At 68.0% G+C, this 20,428-nt stretch carries 17 protein-coding genes; 9 read left to right on the top strand and 8 right to left on the bottom strand.

The annotated features are described in order from the left end of the window. Positions 1-125: 125 nt before the first annotated feature. Both E3O54_RS09495 and E3O54_RS09490 read left to right on the top strand, forming a co-directional pair. Complete coding sequence (locus E3O54_RS09495) at positions 126-3,530, top strand: DNA polymerase III subunit alpha (protein WP_134401473.1); 3,405 nt, start codon at positions 126-128, stop codon at positions 3,528-3,530. Between the two features lie 21 nt (positions 3,531-3,551). Then, the gene (locus E3O54_RS09490) at positions 3,552-4,100 is read left to right on the top strand and encodes a heme-binding protein (RefSeq protein WP_134401472.1); all 549 of its coding nucleotides are present in this window, start codon (positions 3,552-3,554) and stop codon (positions 4,098-4,100) included. On the opposite strand, the gene E3O54_RS09485 is transcribed toward E3O54_RS09490, so the two are convergent. The 3 genes from E3O54_RS09485 to pflB form a co-directional block, all read right to left on the bottom strand. After that, positions 4,060-5,094, bottom strand: a complete 1,035-nt coding sequence (locus E3O54_RS09485; protein ID WP_166805241.1) for a transglycosylase domain-containing protein — start codon at positions 5,092-5,094, stop codon at positions 4,060-4,062. The two genes, E3O54_RS09490 and E3O54_RS09485, sit on opposite strands and share 41 nt — an antisense overlap. A 107-nt stretch (positions 5,095-5,201) precedes the next feature. Further along, positions 5,202-6,059, bottom strand: coding sequence for a pyruvate formate-lyase-activating protein (gene pflA, locus E3O54_RS09480; protein ID WP_134401470.1), 858 nt, complete (start codon positions 6,057-6,059; stop codon positions 5,202-5,204). Positions 6,060-6,099: 40 nt separating this feature from the next. After that, complete coding sequence (gene pflB, locus E3O54_RS09475; protein WP_134342363.1) at positions 6,100-8,358, bottom strand: formate C-acetyltransferase; 2,259 nt, start codon at positions 8,356-8,358, stop codon at positions 6,100-6,102. A 226-nt stretch (positions 8,359-8,584) separates the two neighbouring features. Here pflB and E3O54_RS09470 point away from each other — a divergent pair, with 226 nt between their 5' ends. From E3O54_RS09470 to E3O54_RS09455, 4 genes are read left to right on the top strand one after another with little or no spacing between them, the layout of a single operon-like run. Next, positions 8,585-9,268, top strand: coding sequence for a GntR family transcriptional regulator (locus E3O54_RS09470; protein ID WP_104101413.1), 684 nt, complete (start codon positions 8,585-8,587; stop codon positions 9,266-9,268). Between the two features lie 41 nt (positions 9,269-9,309). Beyond that, complete coding sequence (locus tag E3O54_RS09465; protein WP_134401469.1) at positions 9,310-10,512, top strand: MFS transporter; 1,203 nt, start codon at positions 9,310-9,312, stop codon at positions 10,510-10,512. A 25-nt stretch (positions 10,513-10,537) separates the two neighbouring features. After that, the gene (locus tag E3O54_RS09460) at positions 10,538-11,053 is read left to right on the top strand and encodes a GNAT family N-acetyltransferase (protein ID WP_134401468.1); all 516 of its coding nucleotides are present in this window, start codon (positions 10,538-10,540) and stop codon (positions 11,051-11,053) included. Between the two features lie 4 nt (positions 11,054-11,057). Next, complete coding sequence (locus tag E3O54_RS09455) at positions 11,058-12,485, top strand: phosphotransferase (RefSeq protein ID WP_104101420.1); 1,428 nt, start codon at positions 11,058-11,060, stop codon at positions 12,483-12,485. Between the two features lie 17 nt (positions 12,486-12,502). On the opposite strand, the gene E3O54_RS09450 is transcribed toward E3O54_RS09455, so the two are convergent. From E3O54_RS09450 to E3O54_RS09435, 4 genes are all read right to left on the bottom strand, one after another. Continuing rightward, entirely contained in the window at positions 12,503-14,206 is a 1,704-nt protein-coding gene (locus E3O54_RS09450) for an AMP-binding protein (protein WP_104101422.1), read from the bottom strand. 138 nt (positions 14,207-14,344) lie between these two features. Next, positions 14,345-16,492: a 4-alpha-glucanotransferase gene (gene malQ, locus E3O54_RS09445; RefSeq protein ID WP_104101425.1), complete on the bottom strand. Its 2,148-nt coding sequence runs from the start codon at positions 16,490-16,492 to the stop codon at positions 14,345-14,347. Positions 16,493-16,546: 54 nt separating this feature from the next. Next, positions 16,547-17,278, bottom strand: a complete 732-nt coding sequence (locus E3O54_RS09440) for a glutamine amidotransferase (protein WP_104101427.1) — start codon at positions 17,276-17,278, stop codon at positions 16,547-16,549. Between the two features lie 139 nt (positions 17,279-17,417). Beyond that, on the bottom strand, positions 17,418-17,834 hold the full coding sequence (locus tag E3O54_RS09435; RefSeq protein ID WP_104101430.1) for a VOC family protein: 417 nt from the start codon (positions 17,832-17,834) through the stop codon (positions 17,418-17,420). Between the two features lie 96 nt (positions 17,835-17,930). On the opposite strand from E3O54_RS09435, the gene E3O54_RS09430 reads away from it, so the two are divergent. The 3 genes from E3O54_RS09430 to E3O54_RS09420 are packed head-to-tail and all read left to right on the top strand — an operon-like array spanning position 17,931 to position 19,637. Further along, the gene (locus tag E3O54_RS09430; protein WP_174720206.1) at positions 17,931-18,890 is read left to right on the top strand and encodes a 1-phosphofructokinase family hexose kinase; all 960 of its coding nucleotides are present in this window, start codon (positions 17,931-17,933) and stop codon (positions 18,888-18,890) included. After that, the gene (locus E3O54_RS09425) at positions 18,887-19,195 is read left to right on the top strand and encodes a hypothetical protein (protein ID WP_104101432.1); all 309 of its coding nucleotides are present in this window, start codon (positions 18,887-18,889) and stop codon (positions 19,193-19,195) included. Before E3O54_RS09430 ends, E3O54_RS09425 begins: the two co-directional genes overlap by 4 nt. Before the next feature lie 49 nt (positions 19,196-19,244). Next, positions 19,245-19,637 (top strand): hypothetical protein, encoded by a 393-nt coding sequence (locus tag E3O54_RS09420; RefSeq protein WP_370247672.1) that lies wholly within the window; start codon positions 19,245-19,247, stop codon positions 19,635-19,637. A 230-nt stretch (positions 19,638-19,867) separates the two neighbouring features. Here E3O54_RS09420 and E3O54_RS09415 read toward each other — a convergent pair whose 3' ends face one another. Beyond that, on the bottom strand, positions 19,868-20,425 hold the full coding sequence (locus E3O54_RS09415; protein WP_134342370.1) for a hypothetical protein: 558 nt from the start codon (positions 20,423-20,425) through the stop codon (positions 19,868-19,870). Between the last annotated feature and the right edge of the window lie 3 nt (positions 20,426-20,428).

The following is a 20,428-nucleotide window of genomic DNA, read 5'->3' as shown; positions in this document are numbered from 1 at the left end:
ACGGCTGAGCCACCAAGCCTAGCCAGACTGCCGGTAGCGCGTGTCGGCCGTGTGACGTACACTCCCTACATCGAACATTTGTTCTATCTATCACCCGTCGACCTGCCCGCCAGAGGAGTACACACATGTTCGCACACCTCCACGTCGCGAGCGCCTACTCCACGCACTTCGGGGTCACACTCCCCCAGGCGCTGGTGGAGCAGACGCAGGCGCAGAACGGCTCCTTCCTGGCCCTCACCGACCGGGACGGTCTCTACGGCGCGGTCAAGCACGTGCGCGCCTGCGCGGCCGCGGGTATCCGGCCGGGGCTGGGCGCCGACCTCGCGGTGCACGACGACGACGGGCATCCGTTGGGCCGGATCGTGGTGCTCGCCCATGGTGATATGAACGGTCGTGGCTATGCGGCCCTCTGCCGCGCGGTCAGCGCCGCCCACAACAGCGCCGCGCACAGCGCGTCGGGGCGCCCCAGCATCGCCCGCTCGCACCTCGCCGAGCTGGCCGGACTGCGCTGCCTCACCGTGCTGCTCGGCCCTACCTCCGATGTGGGCCAATCGGTCGAGCGCCGCGACACCGACGCGGCCGGGGCCTGCCTCACCGCGTGGCTGCGCGCCCTGCCGCCGCAGTCGGTGGTGGGTGAAATCGTCTGCCATCTGGCGGCGCCGGGGACTCCCGGCAGCGTGACGCCGGCCACCCGCATGCTCGCCCTCTTCGAGCACGCCGCGCTGCCCGCCGTGCTCACCAACGCCGTGCGCTACGGAACCCCCGACGAGGCCGTCACCGCCGACCTGGCCGACGCGGCCCGCACCCTGACGGCGCTGGCGAACCTGGAGCAGCTGCAGACCAACGGCCAGGCCTGGCTGAAACCCGAAGTCGCCATGAGGCAGGTGGCGCGCATGGTCGTCGACGCCGGGCTGCACGACGACGGCGCCGTCGACCGACTGTTCCGCGACACCGAGCAGCTTGCCGAGCGGTGCAGCCTCGACCCGGACTCCGACATCGGCCTGGGTCGCCCGCGCATGCCGGAGGCACGCATCATCGGCGTCAGCGGCGACCCGCTGACCGAGCTGCACGCCCGGGCCCGGGCCGGCATCGACGACCGCTACCCCGTCACGTCGCCGGCGGGCCGGTCGCTGGCGGATGCTGCGCACGCACGTCTCGTGCACGAGCTGAAGACGGTGGAGCACCTCGGTTTCGCCGGCTACTTCCTCACCGTCGCCCGGGTGGCGGACATCATCCGGGAGATGGGCATCCGCATCCAGGCACGCGGGTCCGGGGTGGGCTCGGTGCTCAACTACGCCCTGCACACCTCCTCCGTCGAGCCCATCTCCAACGGGCTGCTCTGGGAGCGGTTCCTCTCCCCCGAGCGGCAGACCCTGCCCGACATCGACCTCGACGTCGAGTCCGCCAGAAGGCACGACGTCTATCGCACGCTCTTCGACACCTTCGGCAGCGATCGGGTGTCGCTGATGTCCATGACGAACGCCTACCGCGGCCGCGGGGCCGTGCGCGACGCCGGCCTGGCCCTCGGCATGAATCACGAGCAGGTGGCCGCGGTGGCCAAGCAGATGTGGCGCTTCAACGCGCGCGACTTCCGCCGCGCCCTGGCCGAGAAGCCCGAGCTCGAGCCGTTGGCCGCCGAGGTGCGCGCCTCCTCGCAGCTCGACCTGCTGGTCGACCTGACCGCCAAACTCGACCGGCTTCCCCGGCACATCTCCGTGCACCCCTGCGGCGTCATCCTCTCCGACGCCTCCCTGCTCGACCGCACCCCGGTGCAGGCGTCCGGCATGGGGCTGCCCATGTCCCAGTTCGACAAGCACGACATGGACCCGATGGGCCTGATCAAGCTGGACATCCTCGGTGTGCGCATGCAGTCGGCCATGGCCCACGCCGTCGAGGAACATCACCGATTGTCGGGCGAGACCATTGACCTCGACCGAATCCCACTGAACGACCCGGACACCTTCGAACTGATCCGCTCCACTCGCACCCTCGGCATCTTCCAGATCGAATCTCCCGGCCAGATGGAGCTGGTCGGCAAGCTGCAGCCCGAGGTGTTCAACGACCTCACCGTGGAGATCTCCCTGTTCCGGCCCGGGCCGATGCAGAACAACATGCCCCTGAAATACCTTCAGGCCCGGCATGGGGAGGTGATGCCCGACTACATCCACCCTCGGTTCGAGCCGTTCCTCCGGGAGACCCAGGGTGTGGTGATCTTCCACGAGCAGGTGATGCGACTGTTCGACGAACTCACCGGCTGCGGGCTCGGCCGAGCGGATGTCTTCCGCCGCCACCTTGGCAAACCGGAGCAGCTTGCCCGGATCGAGGAGTACGTGCGGATGCGTGCCCTCGAGCGCGGGTTCACCCCCGCCGTGATCGACCGCGCCTGGACGGTGCTCGCCGGGTTCGGCAGTTTCGGTTTCGCCAAGGCGCACGGGGCGGCGTTCGCCCTGCCCACCTACCAGTCCGCCTGGCTCAAGACCCACCACCCCGCGGTGTTCCTGGCCGGACTCCTCACCCACGCCCCCGGTATGTGGCCGAAAGACCTGATCGTGGCCGAGGCTCGGCTGCTCGGCGTGCCGGTACTGGGCCTGGACGTGCAACACAGCGCCCTCGACTACCGGGTGGAGCAGATCGACGGCGAGCAGTCCGACGGCGGCCGGCGCGGCATCCGTCTCGCCCTGCCGGAACTCTCCGGCTGCACGGCCGCCGAACGCGCCCGCATCGTGCGCCACCAGCCGTTCACCTCGCTGCAGGACTTCCGGGACCGGGTGCGCCCGCGGCGCAGCACGTTCGAGGCGCTCGCCCGGGTGGGAGCGCTCGACAGCTTCATCGGGTACGACCGCACCCGTCGGCACGAGCTGCTCGCCCACATCCAGTCTCTCCGCGGCACAGCGGTCACCATCCACGACGACCAGCTCGCCTTCGACGTGCCTCTGCCGGTGCTCGAATACGAGGGGTCCCGGTTCAACGCGGTGACCTCGCTCGAGCTGCGCGGCCGCAGCCAGACCGACCTCGAACTCAGGGATCTGGGCCTGGCGGTGTCCGGGCACCAGATGGCCCGGTTCTACCCGCTGTTCACGGAGCTGGGCGTTACGCCGGCCTCCGAGCTGATCAACCTGCCCGGCGGCACCGAGGTGCTCCTGGCCGGGGTGCGCCGAGCCACGAACACGCCGCCGATGCGAAACGGGCGCCGGGTGGTCTTCGTCAGCCTCGACGACGGCACCGGACCGGTCTCGAACGTCGTGTTCTTCCACGACGCCCAGGAGCGCATCGGCGGCCCGGTGTTCCACACCGGCCAACTGCTGGTGCGCGGCCGCACCCGTCGGTCCGGCGCGAAGGGCGTCTCCGTCACGGGCGAGAACCTGTGGGATCTCACGGATGTCGCCCGCCGGGTCAAGCTGCGTCACGCGGGCGAGGCGGCCGCCCGGAACGCCGACCGCGCCCACGACCTGGCCGACGAACTGGCCGAGGACCTGGCGGCCATGGCGACCACGAATGTGCACCATCTATGGCCCCGACGCACCGCCTGACCCGCGCTTACACTGGTGTCCATGACCGAGAAACAGCGCTACGACGTGCTTCGTCAGTACGCCGACTTCGAACTGCGTCACTATCCCCGCACCGTGCTGGTGCAGGTGGAGGTGGCCGGGGACTTCTCCGCGGCCGGCAACCGCGGCTTCGGGCCGCTCTTCCAATACATCAGCGGCAACAACCAGACCTCGACACGCCTCGCGATGACCGCGCCCGTGATCCAGGAGACCACGACCCCGCAGAGCCACACCGTCAGCTTCGTCCTCCCCGACGGGATGCCGCCCGCGGAGGTGCCCGTGCCCCGCGACGCGCAGGTCAGCACGAAGGAGGTCCCCGAGCGCACGGTCGCCGCCCGCCGCTTCAACGGCGGCTGGAGCGAGGAAAGGTTCGCGCAGAACGGCACCCTCCTCGTCGACGCGGTGAGCCGCGAGGGTCTCCTGCTCGCAGGCCGACCCTATTTCGCCCGCTTCGACCCACCCTGGAAGCCGGGCTTCCTCAGGCACAACGAAGCGCTCATCGCCGTCACCGTCACCGGTTCCGGTTCCGGTTCCGGTTCCGGAATCTCCTAGTCGTCGGAATTGTCCGTCGAGCTGCCGTGTTGTCGGTCATCACCCGACGCGCCGCGTAGACCATGCCCGCGAAGGCACCGGCCATGGTCAGCGGAGCCACCTCATTCGTTCCGATCACGGCCGCCGCGGTCTGCACGAGCGGGCTGCCGTCGGCGCGATGCACTCCGAAAGCCGCGGCCGTCTGAAGGATGCCGCACAGGTCCAGTTTCTTCGCCATCCCGATGAAGCCCGTATTGATCGAGCCGAGGGTGGACTCGAGCGCGCTGGAGTTTCCGCCGCTCTCCCCGGCGTCGTTTCTCGGGTTTCGGTTCTGAAGATCATAGTTCTGCGGCCCCCGACAACTGTCGTTGAACGTGCCCTGGATGGCCGGTTGAACCGGCGTGGCCACGGCAGCCTGGAATTCCGCTGCGGTGATCTTCACCTGCTCGACCATCTCGCGCAGGATGTAGTCCCGGCTTGCCTTGTTGACTGGGTAGCCGTTGGTCTCACTGCCGGGATTGTCGAGGCGGAACTTGGCCGGGTTGTCCACGATCTCCACCAGGCTCGCGGCCTGCGGCAGGGTGAGCTCTGCGGCCGTCGTGCCGAAGTAGTAGTTCGCCGCGGCCTCGTTGCCGTAGACGGTGCCGCCGAAACCGGTGATGTTGAGGTACTGGTGCAGGATGTCGTTCTGGGGGAATTTCTTCTCCGCCCCGATTGCGAGGCGCATTTTCTTGATCTCGCGGGCGGGGGTGGCGGCGATGACGGTATCCCGGGCGTAGGGGCTGATCTCGTCCCAGTCGACCTCGATGCGGTTCTGATCGTAGAAAGAGGCCAGCAGCACGGACGTGCCGTCGTTCTGGGCGGCGTAGGTGTTGCTCTTCTGGGAGAGCGGTTCTATGTCCGGGTAGCCCGGCAGACTCTCGAACACGGTGATCGAAACCACGAGGCCCAGCCCTCCGATGAGCAGAAATGCGAGTCCGCCACCGAGCCCGCAAATGCCGATCAGTCGAACCACTCCGGCTTTTCTGCGGTTGGCAGGAGGCATCCTCTGGCTTACTGCGCAGAAAAGGCGTGGCACCGCTAGAGATGCCACGCCTCATCTGGTTCGAGTCTGATTCGCGTCTAGAAGACCGTCAAGCCCCGCGCCTCGAACTGGGCCCTCACCCGCACCAGCAGTGCCTCATCCGGAGGATGAGAGCCGTGCAGCGGGTATGGAATGTTCAGCCGGTCCCATTTGTCCTCCCCCATCTGGTGGAAGGGCAGAACCTCGACGCGCTGCACGTTCGGCCAGCGCGACACGATCTCGGCGGCGGCGTCGACGTTGTCGACGGCGTCGGTCAGACCCGGGACGAGAACGAAACGCGCCCAGACGGGAATGTTCCGCTCGCTCAGGCGGTCACCGAATGCGATCGTCGGAGCGAGGTCTCGGCCGGTCACCTCTTTGTACGTCTCGGGGATGCCGGACTTGACGTCGAGCAGCACGAGGTCGAGGTTGTCCAGCAGCGTGTCCGACGCGCTCTTGCCCAGGAACCCGGAGGTGTCCAGGGTGGTGTGCACGCCGAGCTTGTGGCACTCCTCGAAGAGTCGAGTCACAAAGGCAGGCTGCATGAGCGGTTCGCCACCGGAGATGGTCAGCCCTCCGCCGGTCGAGTCGAAGACGCCCTTATAGCGCTTGACCCTGGCGACGAGGTCGTCCAGCGTGGTGAGCAACCCATCCTTCATCTTCCAGGTGTCCGGGTTGTGGCAGTACTGGCAGCGCAGCAGACACCCGGAAAGGAAGAGTGTCATTCGCGTGCCGGGACCGTCAACGGCGGTGACCAGTTCCCACGAGTGGACACTGGCGACCGATCCGTTGTGAATCGCCTCCATTTCGAGGTGGTGGAGTTCAGCCAGTTCGGCTTGTTCACTGCTTACGGATGAACCGTCCACCAGGGCGATCGCCGCGCCGGCGCTGGGCAGACCGAGGTTTACTGCTGGCATTGTCTCGTCCTACTCAGCGTCGCCGCGTTGATATCAGTGATCAGTGCGAGTGGAACGTGCGGCTGATGACATCCATCTGCTGCTCGCGGGTCAGGCGGACGAAGTTCACCGCGTAGCCGGACACGCGAATCGTCAGCTGCGGGTAGTTCTCCGGGTGCGCCATGGCGTCTTCGAGAGTGTCGCGGTTGAGCACGTTCACGTTGATGTGGTAACCGGTTGCCGACGTGAACGCGTCGATGAGGCCGACCAGGCTGGTGATCTGCTCTTCCTTGGTGTGGCCGAGACCACTGGGAACCACCGTGTTGGTCAGCGAGATGCCGTCCTGCGCTTCACTGTAGGGAAGCTTGGCGACGCTGAGCGCCGACGCGAGCATCCCGTGGGTGTCGCGGCCGTTCATCGGGTTGGCACCCGGAGCGAACGACTCGCCCTTGCGGCGACCATCCGGCGTGTTGCCGGTGGCCTTGCCGTAGACCACGTTGGACGTGATCGTCAGGATCGACTGGGTGTGGATGGCGTCGCGGTAGGTCGGGTGCTTGCGGATCATTTTCATGAACCGCTCCATCACGTCGACGGCGATGGTGTCGACGCGGTCGTCATCGTTGCCGAACTGGGGGAACTCGCCCTCGATCGTGTAGTCGACGACCAGGCCGGTCTCGTCGCGCACCGGGCGGACCGTGGCGTACTTGATGGCCGACAGGGAGTCGGCGACCACACTCAGGCCGGCGATTCCGCAAGCCATCGTGCGGATGATCTCCTTGTCGTGCAGCGCCATTTCGAGACGCTCGTAGGCGTACTTGTCGTGCATGTAGTGAATACAGTTCAAAGCCGTGACGTAGGTCTCGGCGAGCCACTCGAGCGTTTCCAGGTAGGCCGGGAAGACGGTGTCGTAGGAAAGCACCTCGTCGGCGTTCGGCGTGGTGGCCGGGGCAACCTGCTTGCCGGACACCTCGTCTTTTCCACCGTTGATCGAGTACAGCAGCGCCTTGACGGCGTTGACGCGTGCACCGAAGAACTGCATCTGCTTGCCGACGCGCATGGGCGAGACGCAGCAGGCGATCGCGGCGTCGTCACCCATCTCGGCGCGGATGATCTCGTCGGACTCGAACTGGATGGCCGAGGTGTCGATCGACACCTGCGCACAGAAACGCTTGAAGCCCTCGGGCAGAGCGTCGCTCCAGAGAACGGTGAGGTTCGGCTCGGGCGCTGCGCCGATGTTGTAGAGCGTCTGCAGGAAACGGAACGTGGTCTTGGTGACGAGCGGGCGGCCGTCTTCACCGATGCCGGCGAGCGACTCGGTGACCCAGGTCGGGTCGCCGGCGAAGATCTCGTCGTATTCGGGGGTGCGCAGGAAGCGCACGATGCGCAGCTTGATGACGAGGTCGTCGATCAGCTCCTGGGCGCCCTCTTCGGTCAGGGTGCCGGCGACGAGTTCGCGCTCGATGTAGGTGTCGAGGAAGGCCGCGTTGCGGCCGAACGACATTGCAGCACCGTTTTGTTCCTTGACGGCGCCGAGGTAGGCGAAGTAGAGCCATTGCACGGCTTCGCGCGCGGTGGTGGCCGGCTTGGAGATGTCGGAGCCGTAGGAGGCCGCCATCTGGATGAGTTCCTTGAGGGCCCGGATCTGCTCCGAGTTTTCCTCGCGGGCGCGAATGATGTCCTCGGTCGAGGGCTCCATGTCGAGCTCGGCGCGGTCGTTCTTCTTGCCCGAGATGAGGGCATCGACGCCGTAGAGGGCGACACGGCGGTAGTCGCCGATGATACGGCCGCGGCCGTAGGCGTCGGGCAGTCCGGTGATCAGGTGGCTGTTTCGTGCACGACGGACCCCGGGAGGGTAGACGTCGAAGACGGCGGTGTTGTGGGTCTTGCGGTAATCGGTGAAGACTTTTTCAAGTTCGGGAGACACGGGGTAGCCGTAGGTCTCGAGCGAGGTGGCAACCATGCGCCACCCGCCGAAAGGCATAATGGCACGCTTGAGCGGAGCATCCGTCTGCAGTCCGACGATTACCTCGTTTGCCTGGTCGATGTAGCCCGGAGCGTGGGCCGTAATGGACGACGGCGTGGTGGCGTCGACGTCGTAGACGCCTTTACGGCGTTCCTCGGGGAACATCTCGGACAGCTTGGCCCAGATCCCCGTGGTGCGTGCGGTCGCTCCGACAAGGAAGCTCGAGTCGCCCAGGTAGGGGGTGTAATTGCGCTGGATGAAGTCGCGCAGATCGATCGAATCCTGCCAGGGGCCGGAGGCGAAGTCAGTCCGACCGGCATCATCCGTTCCGCTGCGAACACCTTCAGTGATTGTCATGTAGATTGCTCTCCTCGTGGGATCGAGACACCCTCCGCGAAAGTGTCTCTCCCGCAGTCGGGCCGAGAGAGCAGGACCACGAGGCTCCGGCTAATGCAACGATGCACCGTGTGACTTGCCCTCTTTTCCAACAATACTCCCGTCAGACCCACCCGAACGCGAAATTTATAAGATTGCATCCATTGATGCATTTATAGATAGGTGCATGTGTGACTAAGGTTGAGCCATGAGCTTCCTCCCGATGTCCCGCGGAGCCGCCAGGCCCCCCGCCGCGGCCCCCTCCGCCGTCGACAGGATCTACACGACCGTCGCCGACGCCATCATCTCCGGCACCTTGGCCGCAAGCTCGCTGATCACCGAGGGCGAAATTGCCGAGGCCCTCTCCACCAGCCGCACCCCCGTGCGGGAGGCCTTCCTCGAACTCCAGGCTCACGGGCTCCTGACGCTCTTCCCCAAGAAGGGCGCGGTCGTCACAGCCCTGGGCGACACGGAGACGGCCGAGCTGCTACAGGTGCGCGTCATGCTGGAGAACACGGCGGTGACCCTGCTCAGCGAGCGGCCGGACGACATCCCGGGCGTCGACGCCGAGTTGCAGGACCTTATTCGGGTCCAGTCCGACGCCGCCCTGGCCGGCGACCTGCTCACGTTCGCCCGGGCCGACCACCGGTTCCATGCCCGCATCGTCGACGAGACGCATAACCGGGTCATCGACGGGATCTACACCCGGCTCGGCCCCAGGCTTGAGCGCCTCGTGCACCGGGCAGCCCTGCGCGACCCGCGCAACCTCGACCGTCTGGTGGCCGAACACCGAATCCTTGCCCACCACCTGCGCGGCGGCGACACCCTCGCCTACGAGGTCGCTCTGCGCCAGCACGTCGAAGACGGTCATCACGCGCAGCTGGCGCCCTGACCGTCCCCCACCTTCCCGCACCTGCTTTTCAGAAAAGACCCATGACTTTCCGCCGTACCGTTCCCGCCTGGCAGCTCGCCGCTCCTGCCCTGTTCGTCATGGCTTGGGGTGGGAACCACTTCACGCCCCTCCTGCACATGTATGAATCGCTCGGCCACTATTCCATCGTCATGACCGACCTCTTCCTCGGCTTCTACGTGGTGGGCCTGGTCCCCGGGCTGCTGCTCGCCGGCGCACTCTCGGACCGCTACGGGCGCAAACCCTTGACCCTGGCAGGCGTCGTCCTGGGAATTCTCGCCAGCATCCTGCTGGGTCTGGGATTCTCAAGCGGGATCATGCTCTCCGCCGGGCGCCTGCTGGCGGGGCTGAGCGTCGCCGTGGCGATGGCGGTGGGAACCGCGTGGCTCAAGGAACTGTCCAGCCCGCCGTTCGACAACCAGGCCGGCCGCACGGCAGGGGCACGGCGGCCTTCACTCACCCTCACGGTCGGGTTCGGGCTCGGGGCCGGGGTGGCCGGAGTGCTCGCGCAGTGGGGGCCGATGCCGACCCTCTCCCCTTATGTCGTGCACATCGTGCTCAGCCTGCTTGTGCTCCCCCGCCTGCTGAGGGCCCCGGAGACCGTGCCGCGCTACCGGGCACACCGGCCCTTCTGGCAGGACCTGGCGGTCCCGCTGGCCGGACACCGCCGCTTCGTGCGCGTGATCATTCCGTCAGCTCCCTGGGTCTTCGGCGCCGCCGGCATCGCCTACGCGATCATGCCCACTCTGGTCCAGGACCAACTCGGCAGCCTCAACCTCGCCTACGCGACCCTGCTCACGGTTGTGACCCTCGGCACCGGCGCGCTCGTGCAACCGCAGGTGGCTCGGATCAACCGGGTCACCGATGGGCGTGCACTCATGGTCGGGATGTCCGTGATGCTGCTGGGAGTGGGTCTCAGCGTGGCCACGGCGATCGTGCTGTCCCCGGTGCTCGCGTTCCTCACGGCCGTCGTGCTCGGCGCCGCCTACGGTGTGAGCATCGTGGCCGGGCTCGTGGAGATCCAGAAGATCTCCACGGCGGCCGACCTGGCGGGTATCACCGGGGTCTACTACAGCCTCACCTACATCGGCTTCCTGCTGCCGGTCGCCTTCGCCTGGCTCAATGCCGTGGCCGGTTACCCGGTGCTTCTGAGCATTCTGTTCGTGGTCTGCGCGCTTTGCCTGGCCCTGGTGGCGAACGGGATGCGCCGGCGCGTCACCGAGTAGGCGGCACCTGGATTATCGTCATCCCATGCCCTATTCGCTCCGCCATCTCCTTCCCGCCGACGCCGCACCGGTGCTCGGACTCAACAACGCCGCTGTGCCTGCCGTCAACGCCCATGACGAGGCGAGCCTCTTCGCCCTGCTCGCGGCCAGCAGCCACGCCCTCGCGGTCGTGCACGACGACGCGCCGGGAGAGGTGCTCGGCTTCGCCGTGCTGTTCGGGGTCGACGCCGACTACGCGAGCGAGAACTACCGATGGTTCTCCGCCCGGTCGGAGTCCTTCCTCTACGTGGACCGCATCGTGGTGTCGGACCAGGCCCGCAACCAGGGTCTCGGCGCCCTGCTCTACACCGCGATTTTCGCGGCGGCCCGCGCGGCCGAGGTCGGCCAGGTCTTCTGCGAAGTGAACATCGCACCTCCGAACCCTCGGTCGCTGGCGTTCCACTCCCGGCTCGGCTTCGAGCCGATCGGCGAGCAGTCGACGAAGGGTGGCACCGTCGTGGTGTCCCTGCTGTCGGCTCCCGTCGGCGCGGGCGTACGCTGAGGCCATGACTGTCGACGGTCGCGCAATCCCACTTCCGGATTACCTCAACCACTGGGTGGCGACGCAGCGATGGTTCGCCGACAAGGGCCGTGTGCCGAGACTGGTCAGCATCGGGCGCTGGGTGCTTCCGAGCGAGGAAGCCGAGGTGGACATCCGCACTGAGCTCGTCTTCGATGCCGCAGCCCCGACCCGCACCCTCTACCAGTTGCCCCTGACCCAGCGGACCACTCCCCTCCCCGCAGGCGGGCAGGGCCTCATCGTCACCCTCGCCGACGGCAGCGCGGTCTACGACGGCACCGCCGACCCGGCCTACGGGCGCGCTCTGCTGGGTTTCATCCTGCGCCAGGCCTCCTCACCTGAGCCCGAAAACCTCGGCGCGCGGGCTCGCGGCGAACTCCACTCGAGCGCAGATCCCGCCGAACGGCCGGCCCGGGTTGTCGCCGGCCGTCTGCTGCGCGGAGAACAGTCGAACACCTCGATCATCCTGGACTGCGTCGACGCCGCCGGGCGCCCGGCTCGTCCCGTCATCTGCAAGGTGTTCCGGATGCTGCATCCCGGCGAGAATCCAGACGTGTCCGTGCAATCGGCCCTGGCCCGGGCCGGCTCACACTTCGTGCCGGAACCGGTGGGCTGCGTGGTCGGCGAGTGGACCGAGCCGGAGCAACCGCGGGTCACCCTCACGGGCCATCTCGTCTTCGCCCAGGAGTTCCTGCCGGGCGCCCCGGATGCCTGGCGGGCCGCCCTGGCCTCGGCCGGGGCCGGGGAGGACTTTAGCGAACAGGCGCGGGCGCTGGGCGTGGCGACGGCAGCCGTGCACGCCGACCTGGCCGCCGTGATGCCCACTCACGACGCCACCCCCGCGGTCATCGCCGCCGAACTCGGCCGGATGCGCGAGCGCTATCGCAGCGCCGCCGCCGAGGTGCCCGCCCTGACCGGCTACGATACGGCCGTCGAGGCGATCTTCGAGCGGGCGGAGAGGGCTTGCTGGCCCCGGCTGCAGCGCATCCACGGCGATTTCCACCTCGGCCAGGCCCTCGAGGTCCCCGGCCGCGGCTGGGTGCTGGTGGATTTCGAGGGCGAACCGCTGCGCCCCCTCGACGATCGCACCCAGCCGGATGTGCCGTTGAAGGACATCGCCGGGATGCTGCGGTCCTTCTCCTATGTGGCCGGCACGGTGGAGCGGTCCTCGCCCGGCGACCAGACGGCGTCGGCCGAAGCGTGGGCCGCGGCGTGCCAGCACGCGTTCCTCGACGGCTACACGCTGCGATCCGGCCAGAGCCTGGCCGGTCAGGAGCCCCTGCTCGACGCGTTCGAGCTGGACAAGGCCCTCTACGAGGCCGTCTACGAGACCCGCAACCGACCCTCCTGGCTGCCGATCCCGCTCGCGGCCATCCGCGGCCTCGTCCTGGAGGTCTCCGCCGGATTGCCGTGAGCGGCCGGAACGGCCGGTCAGCGCTTGAGCTCGGGGAATTGGTCGTCGCGCCACTCACCGGGGAGCCGGGTGTTCTCGGCGGCCGCGGCATCCTCGCGCATGCGCAGTTCGACCCGGCGGATCTTGCCGGAACTGGTCTTGGGCAGCTCGTAGAACTCGACCCGCCGCACCCGCATGTACGGGGGCAGACCGGTGCGGGCGTGGCGCAGCACCGAGAGCGCCGTTTCGCCGTTGGACTCCCAGCCCGCCGCCAGGGCGATGTAGGCCTTGGCGATGTTCAGCCGGGTGTCGTCGGGCGCGGGCACGACGGCCGCCTCGGCCACGGCCGGGTGCTCCAGCAGCACGCTCTCGACCTCGAACGGGGAGACCTTGTAGTCGGAGGACTTGAAGATGTCGTCGGTGCGGCCGATGAACGTGATGTAGCCTTCGGCGTCGCGGCTGGCGACATCACCGGTGTGGAAGTAACCGTCCCGCACGGCCTCCCGCGTGCGTTCGGGATCCCCGTGGTAGCCGGCCATCAGGTTGACCGCGGTGCGGGACAGGTCGAGGCAGATCTCGCCCTCGTCGCTCTCCTCACCGGTGATGGGATCGAGCAGCGTGATCGCGACGCCCGGCAGGGGCATCCCCATCGAACCGGCCAGAAGTGCGGAACCCGGGGCGTTGCCCACGATCGCCGTGGTCTCGGTCTGGCCGTAGCCATCCCGGATGGTGAGTCCCCAGGAACGCTGGATCTGGTGGATGACCTCCGGGTTGAGCGGCTCGCCGGCCGAGATGATCTCGCGCAGGCCTACCGGTTTGGCGCCGACGTCGGATTGGATCAGCATGCGCCACACGGTCGGCGGGGCGCAGAAGGTGGTCACTTTCGCGCGGTGCAGCTGGTCGGCGAGGGCGAACGGGTCGAACCGGGCGTAGTTGTAGACGAAGACGGTGGCCTCGGCGATCCACGGGGCGAAGAAGCTGCTCCAGGCGTGCTTGCCCCAGCCGGGCGAGCTGATGGCCAGGTGCACGTCGTCCGGGCGGAGTCCGATCCAGTACATGGTGGTCAGGTGCCCCACGGGATAGGACGTCTGGGTGTGCACCACCATCTTCGGCTTGCTGGTGGTGCCCGAGGTGAAGTAGATCAGGGACGCGTCGTCGGAGGACACGACCACGGCGGGCTTCTCGGCCGCGACGAGCGCGGCATCCGCGTAGTCGGCCCAGCCGGGGGTGGCCGCACCAACGCAGACGCGCGAGAAGTCGCCGGGCACCGCGTCGAACTTGGCGGCGTCGCCGGCGTTGGCGATGACGTGCTGCACACCGCCGCGCAGAACCCGGTCGGCCAGGTCGCCGGTCGCAAGCACCGTGGACGTGGGCAGGATGACCGCGCCCACTTTCATGATGGCGAGCATCAGCTCCCAGAGCTCGACCTGGTTGCCCAGCATCAGCATGACGTGGTCGCCGTGCCCGACGCCCCGGGAGATCAGCCAGGTGGCCACCTGGTCGGAGCGCGCCGACATCTCACTGAAGGTCACCGTCAGTTCGCGACCATCTTCCTCCACGATCCACAGGGCGGTCTTGTCGTTGCCAGCGGCGATGACGTCGAACCAGTCGACGGCCCAGTTGAAGTTCGCCCCCACATCCGGCCACTCGAACTCGGCCTGGGCGCGCGCATGATCGTCTCGCAGCTGCAGAAGGTGGTCGCGCGCGCCTCGAAGGGCGGTAGTGCTCTGGGGGGTGGTCATCCGTCCCATCTTCCTCGGTTCAAATGCCCAAAACGGAATACGACACCCGGCCGCGGGGCCGGCAGGTCCCGCAGGTTCCGCAGCTCGGCGCCGTTCGGGCCGACAGCGCGAAGATCTTCCTCGGCGTGATAAAGCGCTTCAGGGAGTGGCGCGGATCGCGTCCACCAGGGCGGCGAAGCGGGCGTTGCCGGGCAGGTCGTCGATGAGCACGGACTTTCCGTCGGGGCCGGCCAGCGGGATGCGCCAGTTCGGGTACTCGTTCGAGGTCCCGGGCTGGTTCTGGGTCCGGCGCTCGCCGACCGCATCCACCAGAGCCACGCCAAGGAGCGACGAGGGCGTCAGTGCGGTGTACGCGTAGAGCGCCTCAACCGTCTCCTGCACGGTCGGGGCTGGCTCGGTGCCGAGCGGCGGCAGCAGGCCGCGTTCACGAAGCGCGGCCAGCATGGCGGACTGCTCGGCAAGGTCCGCGGTGCGCTCTTCCTCGACCGATCGCCCGAGCAGACCGAGCGATTCGCGCAGGGCCACGTGGTCGCCGGCGAGATAGCCGGCCGTCGGAGGCAGATCGTGGGTGTTCACACTGGTCAGGCAGGCCTGGCGGTACCGTTCGGGGGCCAGCGGCACGCCGTTGTCTCGTTCGAACCAGAGGATCGAGGTTCCGAAGATGCCGCGTTCGGCGAGGTAGTCGCGCACCCAGGGCTCGAAGACGCCGAGGTCTTCGCCGATCACCACGGCGCCGGCGCGCTGGGCCTCGAGGGCCAGGATGCCGATGAGTGCCTCGTGGTCGTAGTGCACGTAGGTGCCCTCTCCCGGTCCGGCGCCGACCGGGATCCACCACAGGCGGAACAGACCCAGAATGTGGTCCACCCGGATGCCGCCGGCGTGGTGCAGGATACTGCGGAGCATGTCCCGGTAGGCGACGTAGCCCGACTCGGCCAGCCGGCCGGGGTGCCACGGCGGCTGCGACCAGTTCTGGCCCTGCTGGTTGAACATGTCCGGCGGGGCGCCCACGGTCATGCCCGGGGCGAGAACGCCCTGCAGGGTCCAGGCGTCGGACCCGGTGAACTGCACCCCGACCGCGAGGTCGTGCACGATGCCGATGGCCATCCCGGCATCCGTCGCCGCGCGTTGAGCGGTCTCCAACTGCTGGTCGCAGAGCCACTGGAGCCAGCTGTGGAATTCTATGCGGTCCGCGAGCTGCTTCCGGTGCTCGGCGGCGAAGGGACCGCGGGGGCCGCGCGGCTCGATCGACCATTCCGGCGCATCCGCCGGGAACAACTCGGCCAGGGCGCACCAGAGCGCGAAGTCGACCAGACCCTGACCCTGCTCGGCGCAGAATTCCTCGAACCGGTGGGCACGGGAGGGGCTCGGCCGCACCTCGTGCACGGCTTCCAGCGCGGTCAGTTTGGCGGCATAGGCGCAGTCGCGGTCGAGGTGGTCCGCCTCCAGGTTGGCCGAGTGCTGCCGGTCAGCGAGGGACTCGACAACGGCTCGTGCCGCCGGGGCGAGGTAGGCGTATTCGGGCACGTCCTCGACCCGAATGTACAGCGGGTGGAAAAAGCGCCGGCTCGACGGCAGGTAGGGGGAGGGCTCGACCGGCGGGGCGGGCTCGGACGCGTGCAGCGGATTGACCAGGACGAAGTCGGCTCCGTACTGGGAGCCGGAGATGGCGGCCAGGTCGGCAAGGTCGGCGAAGTCGCCGATCCCCCAGCTCCGGGAGGAGCGCGCCGAGTAGAGCTGGGCCATCAAACCCCAGTCGCGATGCCCGGCCAGGTTGCGGGTGGTCTCGAGCCGGGGCGGGGTCACGACGAGGCCGCAGCGCGCCGTGTGGTCTCCGCTCTCTGCGTGCAGGGTATGCCAGCCCAGAGGCAGGCCGGCCGGAATTTGGAACATCGCCCGGCTCGTCGGCCGACCGTCGACGGTGCGGGGTTTCTCCCAGAGCCCGGTCTGCAACACCTCGTGCCGGGTGCCGTCCTCGGCGACGATCCAGACGAGGGCCGTCGAACCTGCGCCGGCGTGCACGGGCACCTCGGCCTCGCCGCCCGCGCGGAGCACCACGACGGGAGGCAGGAGCCGGCGCCAGGGCGCGAGGCTCTGCTCGGTCAGGGCCGCATCAACCTCGGCAGGCGTGCCGGCGGGAACGCCGAGGGCACCCAGGACCTTACGCAGGGTGCCGAAGTCGACCGCCCGTGAAGCACCGTCCCAGCCGGTGAAAGAGGTGTCAACCCCGAGTGATCGTGCCAGTTCCAGCAGCGCCGCCGCAGAACGGTCGGTTGGTTCGAGTTCCATGGGACCACTCTAGATCCGGGACCGGTTCCGGACCCGCGCCGGACCCCGCCGGCTCTACCTGCCGAAGCGCGAGACGAAGGCCTTCATCAGCTTGGCCGGCTCGGTGACGATGGATGCGTCGATCGCCGCGATGACGTCGTCCAGGGCGTCGGGATCGAAGTAGCCGGACTCGCGGTAGATGCGGATGCGGGTCAGGATGCCGGCATTGGTCAGTTCCGGATGGAATTGCGTCGCGTAGACGTTGTTGCCGACCCGGAACGCCTGCACGGGACAGTTCTGCCCGGTCGCCAGCAGGACGGCGCCGGGCGGCAGCTCTGAACAGGCCTCCTTGTGCCCGACGAAAGCCTGGAAGGTGGGCACGAGCGCGGCGAACAGCTGGTCGGCTGCGCCTGCCTCGGTGAGGGAGATCCAGGTCGGCCCGGCCTCCTCGGACCAGGTGCGGTCCAGCCTGCCGCTCAGATGGCTGGTGAGCAGTCCGACACCGTAGCAGGCACCGAGGAAGGGGAAGTCCCGGGCCAGCACCTGGTCGAGGAGGGCGGCCAACTCGGCCTCGACGCGGCGTTGCACGGACGACTTGATCTCGGCGGAATCGCTCGCGTTGAAGGGGCTGCCGCCCACGATGATGCCCGAGTATCCGTTCAGGTCGATCGGCGGCATCGGCGCAGCCTCGAGCCGCACCCGGTGGAGCTGGTCGGGTTCCAGATCGCCGGCCGCGAGGAAGCCGGCGTACTCGTCATCGGCGGCTTCGTCCTCAGAACGGGTGGCGAGCAGCAGGAAGGGCTTCACAGCATCATCGTAGTGGCGGGCCTCGGTAGACCCGGCTCCGGCTTCGACCTGGCTGTGAGCGCGTCGAAGACCTGGTCTCCCCCTGCACCAGGAGCTGCTGCATCTGCGCGGCGTCGAATGCGAACCCCCCACCACCGACCTATGCGGGTGCGCCGGCGATGTTGACCATCCAGCTCACGCCGAATCTATCGACGCACATGCCGAAGCTGTCGCCCCACGGCGACGGCTCGAGCGGCATGACGACGGTGCCCCCGGCCGCGAGCTTGTCCCAGTAGCCGCGCAGCACCGGTTCGTCGTCGCCGCTGAGCGACACGGAATAGTTGGTGCCCGGACGGTACTCCATCCGGTTCGGAGTGTCGGAAGCCATCAGCACCAGGCCGTCGTCGGTGGTCAGCATGGCGTGCATAATCTTGTCCTGCTCAGCCTTGTCGTCGCTCGCCTCGAACTCGGCGAACGTGCTCAGCGTCAGCTCGCCGCCGAACACCGTCCGGTAGAACTCCATCGCTTCCCGGGTCGTATCCCGGAACCCCAGGTAGGGATTGAGTTGGGTCGTCATGGTGGAGCCTCTTTCTGTCATGGGGCGAATGCTCCGATTATCGGCTCAACCCCGCGCCAGCACGAGGCGTGCGGGGAAGTCTCCTACGCTGGAACCATGGACTCCCCCAGGGCCGCCCTGCTGCGGCCGATTCTCACCCTCACCATCAACCCCGCTCTCGACGTGAGCACGTCAACCGAGCACGTGGTCAGCGAGCACAAGATGCGCTGCGGCCGGTCCCGCCTCGACCCGGGCGGCGGCGGCGTGAACGTGGCTCGGGTAGTGCAACGTCTCGGCGGGCAGGCCCTGGCCGTGTACACCGCGGGCGGCCCTACCGGGGAGGCCTTCCGCCGGCTGATCGAAGCCGAACGCATCCCGACCATCGCGGTGCCGATCCATGGCAGCACCCGCGAGAGCTTCACCGTCGACGAGACTGGCACCGGCAAGCAGTTCCGTTTCGTGCTGGAAGGCCCCGAGCTCAGTGAAACCGAGTGGCGGGCCTGTCTCGCGGTCGTCGGAGAGTCGATTCCGGTCGGCGGCTATGTGGTCGCCAGCGGCAGCCTGCCGCCGGGAGTCCCGGATGATTTCTACGCCCGGGTCACCCGTCTGGCGCACGGGCACGACGCCCGCTGCATCGTGGACACGTCCGGTCCCGCTCTCGCGGCCGCGCTCGACGAGGGGGTCTACCTGGTCAAACCGAGCGGGCGTGAGCTGGGAGAGCTCGTCGGCGCAACCCTCGACACCGAACAGAGCAAGATCGACGCGGCCGCCGAGCTCGTCGCCCGCGGGTCCGCGGAAGTCGTCGCGCTGACGCTCGGCGGAGCGGGAGCCGTGCTCGCCTCGGCGAGCGGGATCATCCGTCTGGGGGTGCCGCAGGTCACGGTGCAGAGCACCGTCGGGGCCGGCGACAGCTTTCTCGGTGCGTTCGTGCTGCGGATCGCGCAGGGGTTCCCGGTGGACCGGGCGTTCCGGGCCGCCGTCGCCGCCGGCAGCGCCACCGCGATGACACCGGCCACGGAACTCTGCCACCGGGTCGATGTGGAACGCCTGGAGGCCGAACTGGTGGCACTAACGTGAAGCTCACCGACATTGACCCGCCCAGCCGTAGCTTTTCCCGGTGGCTCACCGACGAAGAGGTGGGGCAGGTGCTCGCCTCCAGCCGCGGCTGGAGGCTTGCGCCGGACGGCGGCGTGATGGCCGGCAAGATTCGCAAGACCCGGATCGCGCCGTCTCTGACCGCGCTCGGCGCCACCGCGGCCGCCGAGCGTTGGATCAGCCGCGCGGCGGCGCCCGGCAGGGACGGCAGCGGCCCGACGCACATCATGTGGGGTATCTTCAACGCCCGAACGGACGCCGAGATCGCGGCTAAAGTCGATTCATGACCGCTGACGCTGCCACCGGCACCCGTACCCCCGCACCTCGATCCCCCGCTTGATCGGCCGATTGGCTCTGGGGGCATTCCTGCTCTTCGCCGGGATCAGCCACCTCGCCTGGAACCGTGAGGCGTTCCTCGCCCAGGTGCCCACCTGGTTGCCGCTCGAGGGAGATTTCGTCGTGGTTGCGTCGGGCCTGGTCGAGATCGCTCTGGGCCTGTCGCTGCTGCTGCTGGCCAGGCGCAAGGTGCAGGTGGGTTGGGTCGTGGCCCTGTTCTTCCTGGCAATCTTCCCCGGCAACATCTCCCAGTTCGTCACGGCCACCGATTCGTTCGGCCTGGATTCGGACCTGTCCCGTGGCATCCGCCTGCTCTTCCAGCCGGTGCTCGTGGCGTGGGCGCTGTGGTCGACCGGTGCGTGGCGCGCCTGGCGGGCACGCCGTGCAGCATAAGTGATACCCCATGGGGTATGTTGGGCGGACGAGTTCAACGAAAGGGTTCAACGGATGTGCCGTCAAGTCACGTGTAAGAAGTGTGGAAAAACGACCTGGGCCGGGTGCGGCCAGCACGTCGACCAGGTGATGCGAGGCGTTCCGGGTGCACAGCGGTGCCGCGGACACGAGAAAGACGCCCCGACCCCCGGCTTCTTCGCGCGGCTCTTCACCCGCAACTGAGTCCGGAGTCAGTAGTCGCTGGCGGACAGGTCGGACGCGGCGTCGTGCTTGAGCTTCAAAAGGGCGAGGTCGATGTGCAGAAACACCTCGGTGCGGGCCTCCCGCCGTGCCTCGTAATCGGGGTCATGCCAGTCGATGTTCAGCCTGATCAGGCGTGACGACACCGCGTCACTGACCTCGTCGCTGGCGGCCCGCTGGGCCCGCCGCACGAGACGCGCGACCTTGTCGTCGTCGGCGGCCACGGCCTCGAGGGCCTCGGCGAGCTTCTCATGCACGCGTCGGCGCAGTTTGAGCTGAATGATGTCGTGGTGCTGGTCTTCCGTGAGATCGGAGGTCCACCGTGACCTGGTCAGCTCTGTGCGCAGGTCCTTGACCCGGCGGGCGTACTGCTCGTTCTGCCGGGTGAGCAGGTGCAGCTCGTGCCGGGCGGTCGCCGCGTAGCGTTCCGGATCGTAGTCGGCGTGATCACCGAGAGCGCCCACGATGATGTCGTTCTTCACCGCCATTCGGACGGCGGAAAGCGCGATCTTGAGCCCCTCGTCGACGATCACCTTAATTGCGGCCACGCT

The organism is Cryobacterium sp. TMT2-4 (genome assembly GCF_004402575.1).
GTDB classification, from domain to species: domain Bacteria; phylum Actinomycetota; class Actinomycetes; order Actinomycetales; family Microbacteriaceae; genus Cryobacterium; species Cryobacterium sandaracinum.
Note: the sequence above shows the minus strand (reverse complement) of the source record. Positions and strands in the feature narration are given on the sequence as shown.

Excerpts from the sequence above, each read along its gene's own strand:
- E3O54_RS09430 (WP_174720206.1), top strand. The coding sequence starts at position 17,931 with ATGGACTCCCCCAGGGCCGCCCTGCTGCGGCCGATTCTCACCCTCACC.
- malQ (WP_104101425.1), bottom strand. The coding sequence starts at position 16,492 with ATGGAACTCGAACCAACCGACCGTTCTGCGGCGGCGCTGCTGGAACTG.
- E3O54_RS09470 (WP_104101413.1), top strand. The coding sequence starts at position 8,585 with ATGAGCTTCCTCCCGATGTCCCGCGGAGCCGCCAGGCCCCCCGCCGCG.
- E3O54_RS09460 (WP_134401468.1), top strand. The coding sequence starts at position 10,538 with ATGCCCTATTCGCTCCGCCATCTCCTTCCCGCCGACGCCGCACCGGTG.
- E3O54_RS09490 (WP_134401472.1), top strand. The coding sequence starts at position 3,552 with ATGACCGAGAAACAGCGCTACGACGTGCTTCGTCAGTACGCCGACTTC.
- E3O54_RS09495 (WP_134401473.1), top strand. The coding sequence starts at position 126 with ATGTTCGCACACCTCCACGTCGCGAGCGCCTACTCCACGCACTTCGGG.
- E3O54_RS09435 (WP_104101430.1), bottom strand. The coding sequence starts at position 17,834 with ATGACGACCCAACTCAATCCCTACCTGGGGTTCCGGGATACGACCCGG.
- pflB (WP_134342363.1), bottom strand. The coding sequence starts at position 8,358 with ATGACAATCACTGAAGGTGTTCGCAGCGGAACGGATGATGCCGGTCGG.
- E3O54_RS09450 (WP_104101422.1), bottom strand. The coding sequence starts at position 14,206 with ATGACCACCCCCCAGAGCACTACCGCCCTTCGAGGCGCGCGCGACCAC.
- E3O54_RS09455 (WP_104101420.1), top strand. The coding sequence starts at position 11,058 with ATGACTGTCGACGGTCGCGCAATCCCACTTCCGGATTACCTCAACCAC.
- E3O54_RS09465 (WP_134401469.1), top strand. The coding sequence starts at position 9,310 with ATGACTTTCCGCCGTACCGTTCCCGCCTGGCAGCTCGCCGCTCCTGCC.
- pflA (WP_134401470.1), bottom strand. The coding sequence starts at position 6,059 with ATGCCAGCAGTAAACCTCGGTCTGCCCAGCGCCGGCGCGGCGATCGCC.